The organism is Mycobacterium sp. 2YAF39 (assembly GCF_052114565.1).
GTDB lineage: Bacteria > Actinomycetota > Actinomycetes > Mycobacteriales > Mycobacteriaceae > Mycobacterium.
The window spans coordinates 296,235-308,866 of record NZ_JBFREZ010000007.1 but is presented as its reverse complement, the minus strand read 5'-3'; the positions used below and the strand labels follow the sequence as shown (position 1 = coordinate 308,866).

Here is a 12,632-nt window from a genome sequence, read left to right as displayed (position 1 = left end):
GTTCTACTCCTGTCCTCTGGACGTAAGCTGACCGAGTGCCGGTCACAGGGTCTATAAGCACGCCGTACGAAGACCTCCTTCGCCTCGTACTCGAGCGCGGAACCCCGAAATCCGACCGCACCGGCACGGGTACCCGCAGCCTGTTCGGCCATCAGATGCGCTACGACCTGACGGCCGGATTTCCGCTGCTGACGACCAAGAAGGTGCACACCAAGTCGATCGTCTACGAGCTGCTGTGGTTCCTGCGCGGCGACTCGAACGTTCGCTGGCTACAGGAGCACGGCGTCACGATCTGGGACGAATGGGCCTCTGACACAGGCGATCTCGGTCCGGTATACGGCGTGCAGTGGCGGTCGTGGCCGACGCCGTCCGGTGACCACATCGACCAGATCAGCGCGGCACTGGAGTTGCTCAAGACCGACCCGGATTCGCGACGCAACATCGTCTCGGCCTGGAATGTCGGCGAGATCCCCCAAATGGCGCTCCCGCCGTGTCACGCGTTTTTTCAGTTCTACGTGGCCGACGGCCGGCTGAGCTGCCAGTTGTACCAGCGCAGCGCCGACCTCTTCCTCGGCGTGCCGTTCAACATCGCCAGCTACGCGCTGCTGACCCACATGATGGCGGCACAGGCCGGCCTCGAGGTGGGCGACTTCGTCTGGACCGGCGGCGACTGCCACATCTACGACAATCACATCGAACAGGTCACCGAGCAGCTGAGCCGGGATCCGCGTCCGTACCCGGAACTCGTTCTGGCGCCGCGTGATTCGATCTTCGACTACACCTACGACGACGTCGTGATCAAGAACTACGACCCGCACCCGGCGATCAAGGCGCCCGTCGCCGTATGACGACGGTGGGGCTCATCTGGGCCCAATCGAGCAGTGGCGTGATCGGCCGCGCCGGCGGCATCCCGTGGCGGCTGCCAGAGGACCAGGCCAGATTCAAAGAGCTCACGATGGGACGCACCGTCGTGATGGGGCGGCTGACCTGGGAGTCGCTGCCCGCGAAGGTGCGACCGTTGCCCGGCCGGAAAAATGTCGTACTGACGCGGCAAGCTGACTACATGGCCGACGGTGCGCACGTGGTTCCCCTGCTTCAGGACGCTCTGACCGACGACATCACCTGGGTGATCGGCGGTGAGCAGATCTATACGCTCGCGCTGCCGCTTGCCACGCGGTGCGAGGTCACCGAGGTCGAGATCGACCTGCCCCGCGATGACGGCGATGCGGTGGCACCCACGCTGGATGAACATTGGATAGGCACCCAAGGGGACTGGCTGACCAGCACCTCGGGTTTGCGCTACCGGTTCTTCAGCTACGTCCGCCCGTGAGCAGGCTGACCACCGCGCAGGCCCGCCGCATCGCCGTCGCGGCGCAGGGCTTCACGGAGGCACCGCCGAGCGGGGCGGTGACGCGCGCCCATCTGCGTCGGCTGGTGTCGCGGATCCAAGTGCTGCAACTGGACTCGGTGTCGGTCGCGGTGCGGGCCCACTATGCGCCGGTGTTCAGTCGGCTCGGCCCCTACGACCGCGACGTACTGGATCGTGCGGCGTGGAGTCACACCGCACGCTCCCCGCGGCTGCTCGTCGAATACTGGGCGCACGAGGCCGCGCTGATGGCCGTGGACGATTGGCCCCTGCTGCGCTGGCGGATGCGGGAGTACGCCGACGGCCGTTGGGGAAAAGAGATCGTCAAGAAGAACCGGCGGCTTGCCGACGACGTCGTCGCCGCGATCGCGGAACTCGGACCGTCGACCGCCGGACAGATCGAGGCACACCTGGGGTCCGAACAGCGCGGCCGCAAAGGGCCGTGGTGGGACCGCAGCGACACCAAATGGGTGACGGAGGCGTTGTGGTCGTCGGGCGTGCTGACGACGGCCACCCGTATCGGATTCGCCCGCCACTACGACCTCACGGAGCGGGTGTTGCCGCCCGAGGTGGTCGCCAGGCAGGTCGACGACGATGAGGCGGTCCGTGAGCTGTCGTTGCGTGCCGCCGGTGCGCTCGGTATCGGGACCGAAGCCGACATCCGTGACTATTTCCGGCTCAGCCCGAAGCAGAGCAAGCCGGCGGTCGCGAAGCTGGTGGCCGACGGCGTATTGGAGACCGTCGACGTCGACGGATGGGCGGCCCCGGCCTATATGCCTGCGGGCCAGAAGATTCCTCGGCGCGACCGTGGCACCGCGTTGTTGTGCCCTTTCGATCCGCTGATCTTCTTCCGCCCGCGCATGGAGCGGGTGTTCCAATTCCATTACCGCATAGAGATTTACACTCCCGCGCCCAAGCGCCGGTTCGGGTACTACGTGTGGCCGTTCCTGCTCGACGGCAGGCTCGTCGGGCGGGTCGACCTGAAGGCAGATCGTGCGCAGGGGGCGCTGAACGTCGTCGGCGCATTCGCCGAAGAGGGGGAGCAACCGTCGCGGGTCGCGGCGGCGCTGGCTCCGGAGTTGCAGAAGATGGCGACGTGGCTGGGGCTGAGCGACGTGAGAGTGGGGCGGCGGGGCGACCTGGTGGCCGATCTGCGTCGAGCGTGTCGTTGATCGACCGGCCTACAGGCGCCGTACGTCCAATGGCGTTTCGCCATCAGCGTCCACGTGGTAGGCCCCGGCGCCATCCTTTTCGCTGACCGCCTCGACGAAGTCGCTACCGCGGTACAGCACTCCCACGCCGTCGTCGGTGGCGTACCCGGGAGGCAGCGTGCCGTCGGCGATCAGTCGCTGAAACAGCGGGCGTCGTTGAGGTTCCGAGTCGTAGTGCACGCCGTTGGAGTAGGGGACGAAACCGAGTCCGTCGGTGACCGGCCGCAATGTCGGTCCGAATGAATCGGTGGTTCCGCCGGTATGCCAGCAGATCGATCCGGCGGATACGCCGGTAAGCACGACCCCGGCTTCCCACGCGGCCCGCATGGCGTCGCCTACTTCGTGTAACCGCCACATGGCCAACAGCCCGGCCACACTTCCGCCGCACACCCACACCACATCCTGATCGAGCAGCAGAGCGGGGATGTCCTCGACGTTCGGCATCGGAAACAGAACGAGTTCGGAGCTGTGCCACCCCAGCGCACCGGCAGCCGCGAACAGACTGTGCCGCATCGACGGGTCGTCACCAATTGCCGTAGCCACAAAGCAGACCCGCGGGGCGCGGCCGGTCACCCCGGACAGGTCCACGGCGTACTGGCTGAGCGCGCTGAGCTCCCACCGGATGCGTTGGCCTGGCCGCAGGCCGCCGCTGGTGGCAAGAATGGTCGGAGCGTCGGCGGGCACGTGAAGAATCTAGTCGAACGGAATGTCGTTGTTGCCCTTGGAATCCTGATAGGTCGCGGACAGCGCCGCGTAGACATCGCGGATCCGCTGGTCCTGCTCACGCAGCTCGGTGCGGAGCGGCTCGGGTTCGGCTTCGACGAGGTCGCCGATCGAATGGCAGGTCCAAAACGCATTCGTGCGGCGGTAATTGCCGTCGTCGATCCCGAAGACCTCTTCGAGGATCGTCAGGTCATGTGGGATGCCGAACGCGTCCCGGGAGTCCTCGTATGTGAAGAAGTAGTAGAAGTTGTCGAATCCTGCCCACGTGATGGCCGACAGGCACAAGGGGCACGGCTCGTGTGTGGACAGAAACATCAGGTCGCGAGTCGGGGGACGGTCCGGCAACTCGTAGAACTGGTTCAGGGTGCTGATCTCGCCGTGCAACAGCGGATTGTCCGTCTCGCTGTTCGTCCCGGCGAGGACGAGGGACATCTCGGACTTGCGCAGCAGTGCCGCCCCGAACACCTTGTTGCCCGCCGCCACACCGCGCTCGGTCATCGGCAGGATGTCGAATTCCAAGACGTCGAGGAGACGGGATGCAACTGGCTGCGCTGCCATGGCGCCACCCTAATGCGGATGGAGCCGGAGTGTCAGACGCAGTCGGCGCACACCAACTGGTTGCCCGACTGCAGGGCGAGCCGGTTGCGGTGTTGCACCAGGAAGCAACTTGAGCACGTGAATTCGTTGGCCTGCTTCGGGATCACCCGAACGGTGAGCTCCTCACCGGTCAGATCCATATCGGGCAGGTCGATCGCGTCCACCGCGTCCCCGTCGTCGACGTCGAGCACGGCCACGTCGACCTGCTCGCGTCTGCGGCTCGCGAGATCCTCGAGAGACTGATCGCCGGCGTCATCGGCGTTCTGGGTGCGAGGTGCGTCGTAATCTGTGGGCATTGGCCCCACTCCCTCCAAGTTCGGTGCTGCGTTTAACGCCGCCCGAGGACCGCATAATTCCCCTCCGACACCACGTCCAAACGCGTGCGTCAGTAATCAATGCCAAAGGGCGCCCACGCTAGGGTGAGCCGTGGCCGAGATCGCGCCGCTGCACGTGCAGCTGATCGCCAAGACGGAGTTCCTGCCGCCCTCGGGCGTGTCATGGAGCACCGATGCCGACGGCGGACCCGCACTGGTCGAATTCGCCGGGCGTGCGTGCTATCAGAGCTGGTCAAAGCCAAATCCGCGGACTGCGACCAATGCCGCCTTCGTGCGGCACATCATCGACGTCGGCCATTTCTCGGTGCTTGAACACGCGTCGGTGTCGTTCTACATCACCGGGATCTCGCGGTCGGCCACTCACGAGCTGATCCGGCACCGCCATTTCTCCTATTCACAGCTGTCGCAGCGCTACGTGCCCGAGGACGACTCGGAGGTCGTCCTGCCTCCGGGCATGGAGGACGACCCCGAGCTCGCGGAGATCTTCACCGCCGCCGCCGACGCCAGCCGGGCGGCGTATACGGAATTGCTCGGCAGGCTCGAAGCGAAACTGGGCGGTGAGCCCGGAGACAGGTCAGCCGTACTGCGACGTAAGCAGGCCAGACAGGCCGCCCGTGCGGTGTTGCCGAACGCCACCGAAACCCGCATCGTCGTCACCGGCAACTATCGCGCGTGGCGGCATTTCGTCGCGATGCGGGCCAGCGAACACGCCGACGTGGAGATTCGCAGGCTCGCCATCGAATGTCTGCGCCAGCTGATCCACGTCGCACCGCAGGCGTTCTCGGACTTCGAGATCTATGCGCTGGCTGACGGCACAGAGGTGGCAACCAGCCCGCTAGCCACAGAAGCGTGAGGCCGAGCGAGTAATCTGCTGTGCGTGAGCAATGGCGGATTTGACGTGACGGCCCAGTTGGGCACCGTGCTGACCGCGATGGCCACGCCGTTCAAGCCCGACGGCTCCCTGGACTCCGAGGCGGCGGCCCGGCTGGCGATCCGTCTCGTCGATTCGGGCTGCGACGGCTTGGTGTTATCGGGTACCACCGGTGAATCGCCGACGACGACGGACGGCGAGAAGCTGACGCTCCTGCGGGCGGTGCTGGACGCGGTGGGGGATCGTGCCCGCATCATCGCCGGTGTAGGCACCTACGACACCGCGCACAGCATCGAGCTCGCCATGGCGTCGCAGGGCGAAGGTGCGCATGGCCTGCTGGTGGTGACGCCGTACTACTCGCGCCCGCCGCAGGCCGGACTCATCGAGCATTTCACCGCCATCGCCGATGCCACGCCACTACCCGTGGTGCTTTATGACATTCCGCCGCGGTCGTCCATTCCGATCGAGTGGGACACCATCCGGACGCTGGCGCGGCACCCCAACATCGTGGCGATCAAGGATGCCAAGGGCGATCTACACGGCGGCGGGCAGATCATCGCCGAGACGGGCCTGGCCTACTACTCGGGCGACGACGCGCTGAATCTGCCGTGGCTGGCGATGGGCGCTGTCGGCTTCATCAGCGTGTGGGGACATATGGCCGCGAGTCAGCTGCGGGACATGTTGTCGGCGTTCAACTCCGGTGACGTCGCCACGGCGCGCAAGATCAACGTCACACTCGGACCGCTGGCCGAGGCACAGGCACGGCTGGGCGGTGTGACGTTGGCCAAGGAGGGTCTGAGACTGCTGGGCTTCGAGGCCGGTGATCCGCGGCTGCCGCAGATTCCGGCCTCGTCGGAGGCTATCGATGCGCTGGCCGCGGATATGCGGGCCGCCACGGTGCTGCGCTAGTGAACGAAGAACTCGCGCCACCGGGGCCACTGGCCCCAGAGGGACTGCGGGTCACAGCGCTCGGTGGCATCAGCGAAATCGGCCGCAACATGACGGTTTTCGAGCATCTGGGCCGGCTGCTGATCGTGGACTGCGGGGTGTTGTTCCCGACTCACGATGAGCCCGGTGTCGACCTGATCCTTCCCGATCTGCGCCTAGTCCAGGATCGCCTCGACGACGTGGAAGCGCTCGTGGTCACCCACGCGCACGAAGACCACATCGGTGCCATCCCATACCTGCTCAAAATGCGCCCCGACATTCCGGTGGTCGGTTCGAAGTTCACGCTGGCGCTGGTCAACGAGAAATGCCGCGAACACCGCATCAAGCCGGTGTTCGAGGAGGTGGACGAGGGACAGAGCTCGACGCACGGCGTGTTCGAATGCGAGTACTTCGCCGTCAACCATTCCATTCCGGGCTGTTTGGCCATCGCGATCCACACCGGCGCGGGCACCGTGCTGCACACCGGCGACATCAAGCTCGACCAGTCTCCGCCCGACGGCAGGCCGACCGACCTGCCGGGTATGTCGCGGCTCGGTGACTCCGGAGTGGACCTGTTCCTGTGTGATTCGACGAATTCCGAGATTCCCGGTGTCGGTCCCTCGGAGAGCGAGATCGGCCCGAACATCCACCGGCTGATGCGCGGGGCGCAAGGGCGGGTCATCGTGGCCTGCTTCGCATCGAATGTCGGCCGTGTGCAACAGATCATCGATGCGTCAGTCGCGCTGGGGCGCAAGGTGTCGTTCGTGGGCCGATCCATGGTCCGCAACATGGGCATCGCCAAGGAACTCGGCTATATAACCCTCAACAACGACGACGACATCATCGACATCGGTGCCGCCGAGATGCTGGCTCCCGAGCGAGTGGTGCTCGTGACGACCGGCACCCAGGGCGAGACCATGGCCGCGCTGTCGCGGATGTCGCGCGGTGAGCACCGCAGCATCACGCTGACGTCGGGTGATCTCATCATCATGTCGTCCTCCCAGATACCGGGCAACGAGGAGGCGATCTTCGGCGTCCTGGATGCGTTGGCGAAGATCGGTGCGCGTGTCGTGACGAATGCGCAAGTGCGCGTACATGTCTCCGGGCATGCCTACGCCGGGGAGCTGCTGTTTCTGTACAACGGCGTGCGGCCACGCAACGTGATGCCCGTGCACGGCACCTGGCGGATGCTGCGGGCCAATGCCGCGCTGGCGGCGCGCACCGGGGTGCCGGAGGAGAACATCGTGCTGGCGGAGAACGGCGTCAGCGTCGATCTGGTGGCGGGCCGGGCATCAATAGCCGGCGCGGTGTCGACGGGCAAGATGTTCGTCGACGGGCTTGTCACCGGCGACGTCGGCGAAACGGTGGTCGGTGAACGGCTGACGCTGTCTTCGGGGTTCATCGGGGTGACGGTGGTGCTGCGAAGCGGCACCGGCAAGCTGGCGTCTCCACCGCTCCTGCACTCGCGCGGTTTCTCCGAGGATCCAAAGGCGCTGGAACCCGCCACCCGTAAAGTGCAGGAAGCGCTGGAAGCCCTTGCCGCGGAACGGGTCACCGACGTCGCCCGGATCGCCCAGGCCGTACGACGTGCGGTCGGAAAATGGGTCGGCGAGTCCTACCGCCGCCAGCCGATGATCGTGCCCACGGTCATCGAGATCTAGCCGCGGTCAGGTCTTCTCGGCGTAGGCCGTCCATTCGAGCTGCGACGCGCCCAGACTACGGCCTGCCGGCTCGACGTAGTGACGCAGAAAATACTGCGGCCCCGCCTGTTCGATCAGTCGCCATCCGTACTGCGCTACGACTCCTGCGACCTCGTCGGGGTCCAGTCCGAACTTCCACACCTGCTGCTTCTCGCGGAACCTGCGGTACGCCGACCGGGCGCCGTACATGTTCGTACCGTCGATGAAGTCCCGTCGCACGTACGTGAACACCAACCGGCTGCCCGGGGCAGCGCCCCGCAGGAACTCGAAGGTGGCGTGCACCGCATCGGCAGTCAGGTACTGCGTCACGCCTTCCCAGATGAAGAAGGTCCGGTCGTCGCCGCGAAGTCCGGTCTTCGCCAGTGCGTCAGCGAGATCGTCGCGCTCGAAGTCGACCGCCACCAACCGAACCGACGGGGGCGCATGGCCCAGCACCCGGCGGACGACGCCTTTCTTGCGTTCGGTGTTCACCGACTGGTCGACCTCGAACACCGGGATGTCGGATCGCCGGGCGAGGCGATATGGCCGGGTGTCCATACCGGCTCCGAGGATGACCACCGCATCGATTTCCGGCAACGCGTCGTCGAGTTTCTCGTCGATGAAGCGCTTTCGGCAGGCCAGATTCACCCACAGCCCCGGACCTGCTCGCTCCGATGCCCCGATCATGAAACGTCGGAGAAGGCCAAGTCGGGTCGCACGCACAAGCACACGCAGTCCGGTGGGCAGAAATTTCGCGGCCAGGTCGTCGTGCACCAAACGGTGATCCGGTGGTTCGTGCTGCTCGACGGCAGCGAGCATGATCGGGCCGAAAGCGGTTTGCGCGGCGGGGTTCTGCACCATCAGCGCTTGACGACAGCGCCTGCGTCCACGGGCAGCGTCACGCCGGTCACGTACCGTGCGTCATCCGAAACCAGCCACGCCACCGCGTTCGCGATGTCCTCAGGCTCGACCGCAGGCACCGGCAGCGCGTTTCCCGCGGCCCGGGTCCCCATTTGTTGCAGCCAGGTGCGGACGAAGTCGTTGTCGATCATCGGCGTGTTCACGCCGGTCGGGTGGATCGAATTCACGCGGATACTGTGTTCGGCAAGGATATTCGCATACTGGCGCATCAGCCCGACGATGCCGTGCTTCGCCGCTGTGTAGCCCATTGCACCCGGGTCCGAGCTGACCATGGCGACCAGTCCTGCGACGGAGCTGATCAGAACAATCGATCCACCGTCACCCTGTTCGACCAGCGTCGGGATCGCGACCTCGGCCGTGTGGAACGTGCCGGTCAGATTGACGTCGACGACGTCGCGCCAGCCGGCTTCACCGGTTGCCATCGGCGCGATGCCGGCGTTGGCGATCACGATGTCGAGACGGCCGAGTTCGTCGATCCCCGCCTGCAGTGCGCTCTGCAGTCCTTCCCGATCTCGAACATCGGCCTGCTGCGCGACGATTCGCGCGCCGGTGTCCTCGACCAGCTTGACCGTGAGCGCCAGGTCGTCAGGCGTCGCCAGGGGATAGGGCACCGACGCGATCTGGTCGCAGATGTCGACCGCGATGATGCTCGCGCCGTCGGAGGCAAGCCGGACCGCTTCGGCGCGGCCTTGACCGCGGGCGGCCCCGGTGATGAAGGCGACTTTGCCGTCGAGGGCACCCATTACGGACGCAGTGCACCCTTCGCGGGATCTCCTGCGACGACCGGCTGCAGCATCTTGATGTCGGGTGCGCCGTCGAGGTGCTCGCCGACAGTGCCAAACAGTGTCGCGACCGCGGGCGCCTGGCTATGGGCGGTCAGCGCATCGGCGTCGGCCCACTGCTCGACGAAGATGAAGGTGCCGTCCGCCTCGTGCAGCGAGTACAGGTCGCAGCCCGGCTCCTGATGCACCGCCTCGATGGCTTGCTTGCATGCGTCCCGGACGGCATCCACCGACTCGGGCTTGGCCTTCATGGTTGCGACGACGACGATGGGCATAAGCGGTGAACTCCTCGGTGAGTGCGGCCGGATGTGAACTCACCCTACTCAGCGAACCTAACTAAATTTCGGCTACCCGCGCCTACGGCGTAAAGCGCCCAGCTCGAAGCCGGTAAGCCGGCTGCCTGCAGGTTGGCGATTGATACTTTTCTGTGACCAGTGTGGCTGATGGTGAATATGGGGCTGTTGCGACTAGGCTTACAGGCATGCCTAGTAAGACCGCCGCACGTTCCGGCAGCCGTTCTAGCAGGTCAAAGACCGGGAGCCGGACCGGGACGCGGACCACGCAGAAGCGGAAGCCTGCGCCGCGGCGGAATTCCTCACCGATTTCGTCGGCAGGCGCCACCGTCGGCCGCGGTGTTCGCATGGGCTGGCTGATGCTGGCCAAGGGCGCCGGCTCGACGGCGCGGTCCGTAGGCAGGGCCCGCGACCTCGAGCCCGGCCACCGCCGTGACGGCATCGCACTGGCACTGCTCGGCGTGGCCGTGGTGGTCGCCGCGAGTTCCTGGTTCGGCGCGGCCCGGCCTGTCGGAGCGTGGATCGACACCTTCCTGCGAGTGCTCATCGGCTCCTCGGTCGCACTGGTACCACTGGCGCTGGCCGTCATCGCCGTTGTGCTGATGCGCACCGAGCCGAACCACGAGACCCGGCCGCGGCTGATGCTCGGCGGGGCGATGATCGCGCTGCCCGCCCTGGGACTGTGGCATCTGTGGGCGGGATCCCCGGCCGATCCCGTCGCGCGCCAGCACGCCGCCGGCTTCTTCGGTTTCGCGATCGGCGGTCCGCTCGCCGACGGGCTGACGGTCTGGATCGCGGCGCCCCTGCTGTTCATCGCCGCCCTGTTCGGCCTTCTTCTGTTAACCGGCACGACGATCCGCGAGGTGCCCGACACCGTGCGGACCATGTTCTCCGCGCGGGCGTTCCGCGGCGACGACTATGACGACGAGTACTACGACGACGAGGAGTCCGCCGTCGCCGCCGAAGCCGACGACTTCTCCGACGGTTACTACGACGACGGATATCGGGACGACGGGGCGCAGGCGTGGCCTTCCGGAGCCGGCGGGCCCGCGACATTCAACGGCGCCACGCCGATGGAGAACTACCCGATCGAGGACGAGACACCGACCATTCCCGAGCCCACCGCCAGGGCGCGCAAGAAGAAGCCGGCCAAGCCCAAGATCGTCGATCGCGTCGTGGAGGGGCCGTACACGCTGCCACCCCTGGACCTGCTGATCGCGGGCGATCCGCCGAAGCGGCGCAGCGCAGGCAACGACCGGATGATCGAGGCGATCACCGAGGTGCTCGATCAGTTCAAGGTGAACGCTTCGGTGACCGGATGCACCCGCGGCCCGACCGTCACCCGCTACGAGGTCGAACTGGGCCCCGGCGTCAAGGTCGAGAAGATCACTGCGCTGCAACGCAATATCGCGTACGCCGTCGCCACCGAAAGTGTCCGGATGCTGGCACCGATTCCGGGCAAGTCCGCCGTGGGTATCGAGGTGCCCAACGTCGATCGGGAAATGGTTCGGCTTGCCGACGTCCTTACCGATCCGGGTACCCGTACCGACCACCACCCGCTGGTGATCGGACTCGGCAAGGACATCGAGGGCGAATACATCTCGGCCAACCTCGCCAAGATGCCGCACCTGCTGGTGGCCGGTTCCACCGGATCGGGCAAGTCGAGTTTCGTCAACTCGATGCTCGTGTCGCTGCTGGCGCGCGCGACGCCAGAAGAGGTCAGGATGATCCTGATCGACCCGAAGATGGTGGAACTGACGCCGTATGAAGGCATTCCGCACCTGATCACCCCGATCATCACGCAACCGAAGAAGGCGGCAGCGGCGCTGGCGTGGCTCGTCGAGGAGATGGAGCAGCGCTACCAGGACATGCAGGCGTCGCGTGTGCGCCACATCGACGACTTCAACAAAAAGGTGCGGTCCGGGGAGATCACGGCGCCGCTCGGCAGCCAACGCGAGTACAAGCCCTACCCCTACATCGTCGCGATCGTCGACGAGCTCGCCGACCTGATGATGACCGCTCCGCGTGATGTCGAGGACGCCATCGTGCGCATCACGCAGAAGGCCCGCGCGGCCGGCATCCACCTGGTGCTCGCCACACAGCGGCCGTCGGTCGACGTCGTCACCGGACTGATCAAGACGAACGTGCCGTCACGTTTGGCGTTCGCCACGTCGTCGCTGACCGACAGCCGCGTCATCCTCGACCAGCAGGGCGCCGAGAAGCTGATCGGCATGGGCGACGCGCTGTTCCTGCCGATGGGCGCCAACAAGACGATCCGTCTGCAGGGCGCGTTCATCACCGACGAGGAGATCCACGCCGTCGTCGAGGCCACCAAGGCCCAGGCCGAGCCTGAGTACACCGAGGGCGTCACCAAGGCCAAGCCCACCGGGGAGCGCACCGACGTCGATCCGGATATCGGCGACGACATGGACGTATTCCTGCAGGCCGTCGAGCTCGTGGTGTCCAGTCAGTTCGGCTCGACGTCGATGCTGCAGCGCAAGCTGCGGGTGGGCTTCGCCAAGGCAGGCCGCCTGATGGACCTGATGGAGACCCGCAACATCGTCGGCCCCAGCGAGGGATCCAAGGCGCGCGAGGTGCTGGTCAAGCCCGATGAGCTGGCGGGAACGCTGATGCTGATCCGCGGTGGCGAGGCCGGCGACGACGACGAGCCGGAGTTCTAGCTCCCGACGCCGACGATGCCTTCCAGACCTACCCGCACCGGTCCCGGGTCAGGGAGCAGCGGCGGTACGACGGGTCCGACGCACCGGTTGTCGATGACTGCGGTGCATGATCCGGGACTCTGACAACCGGCCATGACGATCGGGCCGTCCCCGCATTGCGGTGGGTCTGCCTGCGCGACAGCGGGCGAGAGAAGGCTGGCCGCAGCGCAGGCACAGAAGACGATCCGGCGGATCATGCCCCGACGG

At 66.1% G+C, this 12,632-nt stretch carries 14 protein-coding genes; 7 read left to right on the top strand and 7 right to left on the bottom strand.

What is annotated here, in order from left to right; translation table 11 throughout:
- The first annotated feature begins 53 nt into the window (after positions 1-53).
- Genes AB4Z42_RS21360 through AB4Z42_RS21350 form a run of 3 tightly spaced genes read left to right on the top strand, consistent with a single transcriptional unit; the run spans position 54 to position 2,538 of the window.
- Complete coding sequence (locus AB4Z42_RS21360; RefSeq protein ID WP_442011261.1) at positions 54-848, top strand: thymidylate synthase; 795 nt, start codon at positions 54-56, stop codon at positions 846-848.
- Positions 845-1,330 carry a dihydrofolate reductase gene (locus AB4Z42_RS21355; RefSeq protein WP_442011210.1) on the top strand — a complete coding sequence of 162 codons (486 nt, stop codon included), beginning with the start codon at positions 845-847 and terminating at the stop codon, positions 1,328-1,330. Before AB4Z42_RS21360 ends, AB4Z42_RS21355 begins: the two co-directional genes overlap by 4 nt.
- Positions 1,327-2,538 (top strand): winged helix-turn-helix domain-containing protein, encoded by a 1,212-nt coding sequence (locus AB4Z42_RS21350; RefSeq protein ID WP_442011209.1) that lies wholly within the window; start codon positions 1,327-1,329, stop codon positions 2,536-2,538. The genes AB4Z42_RS21355 and AB4Z42_RS21350 overlap by 4 nt, the downstream gene beginning before the upstream one ends.
- Positions 2,539-2,547: 9 nt before the next feature.
- Here AB4Z42_RS21350 and AB4Z42_RS21345 read toward each other — a convergent pair whose 3' ends face one another.
- The 3 genes from AB4Z42_RS21345 to AB4Z42_RS21335 are packed head-to-tail and all read right to left on the bottom strand — an operon-like array spanning position 2,548 to position 4,193.
- Complete coding sequence (locus tag AB4Z42_RS21345) at positions 2,548-3,261, bottom strand: Type 1 glutamine amidotransferase-like domain-containing protein (protein ID WP_442011208.1); 714 nt, start codon at positions 3,259-3,261, stop codon at positions 2,548-2,550.
- Between the two features lie 9 nt (positions 3,262-3,270).
- A complete protein-coding gene (locus tag AB4Z42_RS21340) occupies positions 3,271-3,858 on the bottom strand; it encodes a nucleoside deaminase (protein WP_442011207.1) in 588 nt (195 codons plus the stop codon).
- Between the two features lie 32 nt (positions 3,859-3,890).
- The gene (locus AB4Z42_RS21335) at positions 3,891-4,193 is read right to left on the bottom strand and encodes a DUF4193 domain-containing protein (protein ID WP_442011206.1); all 303 of its coding nucleotides are present in this window, start codon (positions 4,191-4,193) and stop codon (positions 3,891-3,893) included.
- Between the two features lie 130 nt (positions 4,194-4,323).
- Here AB4Z42_RS21335 and thyX point away from each other — a divergent pair, with 130 nt between their 5' ends.
- Genes thyX through AB4Z42_RS21320 form a run of 3 tightly spaced genes read left to right on the top strand, consistent with a single transcriptional unit; the run spans position 4,324 to position 7,691 of the window.
- Positions 4,324-5,085 (top strand): FAD-dependent thymidylate synthase, encoded by a 762-nt coding sequence (gene thyX, locus AB4Z42_RS21330; RefSeq protein ID WP_442011205.1) that lies wholly within the window; start codon positions 4,324-4,326, stop codon positions 5,083-5,085.
- 18 nt (positions 5,086-5,103) lie between these two features.
- Positions 5,104-6,012, top strand: coding sequence for a 4-hydroxy-tetrahydrodipicolinate synthase (dapA, locus tag AB4Z42_RS21325; protein WP_442011260.1), 909 nt, complete (start codon positions 5,104-5,106; stop codon positions 6,010-6,012).
- A complete protein-coding gene (locus tag AB4Z42_RS21320) occupies positions 6,012-7,691 on the top strand; it encodes a ribonuclease J (RefSeq protein WP_442011204.1) in 1,680 nt (559 codons plus the stop codon). The genes dapA and AB4Z42_RS21320 overlap by 1 nt, the downstream gene beginning before the upstream one ends.
- A gap of 6 nt (positions 7,692-7,697) precedes the next feature.
- Here AB4Z42_RS21320 and AB4Z42_RS21315 read toward each other — a convergent pair whose 3' ends face one another.
- Genes AB4Z42_RS21315 through AB4Z42_RS21305 form a run of 3 tightly spaced genes read right to left on the bottom strand, consistent with a single transcriptional unit; the run spans position 7,698 to position 9,687 of the window.
- On the bottom strand, positions 7,698-8,570 hold the full coding sequence (locus AB4Z42_RS21315) for an SAM-dependent methyltransferase (protein ID WP_442011203.1): 873 nt from the start codon (positions 8,568-8,570) through the stop codon (positions 7,698-7,700).
- The gene (locus tag AB4Z42_RS21310) at positions 8,570-9,373 is read right to left on the bottom strand and encodes a mycofactocin-coupled SDR family oxidoreductase (RefSeq protein ID WP_442011202.1); all 804 of its coding nucleotides are present in this window, start codon (positions 9,371-9,373) and stop codon (positions 8,570-8,572) included. Before AB4Z42_RS21310 ends, AB4Z42_RS21315 begins: the two co-directional genes overlap by 1 nt.
- Positions 9,373-9,687: a putative quinol monooxygenase gene (locus AB4Z42_RS21305; RefSeq protein ID WP_442011201.1), complete on the bottom strand. Its 315-nt coding sequence runs from the start codon at positions 9,685-9,687 to the stop codon at positions 9,373-9,375. Before AB4Z42_RS21305 ends, AB4Z42_RS21310 begins: the two co-directional genes overlap by 1 nt.
- 206 nt (positions 9,688-9,893) lie before the next feature.
- Here AB4Z42_RS21305 and AB4Z42_RS21300 point away from each other — a divergent pair, with 206 nt between their 5' ends.
- Complete coding sequence (locus AB4Z42_RS21300) at positions 9,894-12,386, top strand: DNA translocase FtsK 4TM domain-containing protein (RefSeq protein ID WP_442011200.1); 2,493 nt, start codon at positions 9,894-9,896, stop codon at positions 12,384-12,386.
- Here AB4Z42_RS21300 and AB4Z42_RS21295 read toward each other — a convergent pair.
- A complete protein-coding gene (locus tag AB4Z42_RS21295; protein ID WP_442011199.1) occupies positions 12,383-12,622 on the bottom strand; it encodes a hypothetical protein in 240 nt (79 codons plus the stop codon). The genes AB4Z42_RS21300 and AB4Z42_RS21295 overlap by 4 nt on opposite strands.
- Between the last annotated feature and the right edge of the window lie 10 nt (positions 12,623-12,632).

Excerpts from the sequence above, each read along its gene's own strand:
- AB4Z42_RS21305 (WP_442011201.1), bottom strand. The coding sequence starts at position 9,687 with ATGCCCATCGTCGTCGTCGCAACCATGAAGGCCAAGCCCGAGTCGGTG.
- AB4Z42_RS21300 (WP_442011200.1), top strand. The coding sequence starts at position 9,894 with ATGCCTAGTAAGACCGCCGCACGTTCCGGCAGCCGTTCTAGCAGGTCA.
- AB4Z42_RS21335 (WP_442011206.1), bottom strand. The coding sequence starts at position 4,193 with ATGCCCACAGATTACGACGCACCTCGCACCCAGAACGCCGATGACGCC.
- AB4Z42_RS21315 (WP_442011203.1), bottom strand. The coding sequence starts at position 8,570 with ATGGTGCAGAACCCCGCCGCGCAAACCGCTTTCGGCCCGATCATGCTC.
- AB4Z42_RS21295 (WP_442011199.1), bottom strand. The coding sequence starts at position 12,622 with ATGATCCGCCGGATCGTCTTCTGTGCCTGCGCTGCGGCCAGCCTTCTC.
- AB4Z42_RS21340 (WP_442011207.1), bottom strand. The coding sequence starts at position 3,858 with ATGGCAGCGCAGCCAGTTGCATCCCGTCTCCTCGACGTCTTGGAATTC.
- AB4Z42_RS21310 (WP_442011202.1), bottom strand. The coding sequence starts at position 9,373 with ATGGGTGCCCTCGACGGCAAAGTCGCCTTCATCACCGGGGCCGCCCGC.
- AB4Z42_RS21355 (WP_442011210.1), top strand. The coding sequence starts at position 845 with ATGACGACGGTGGGGCTCATCTGGGCCCAATCGAGCAGTGGCGTGATC.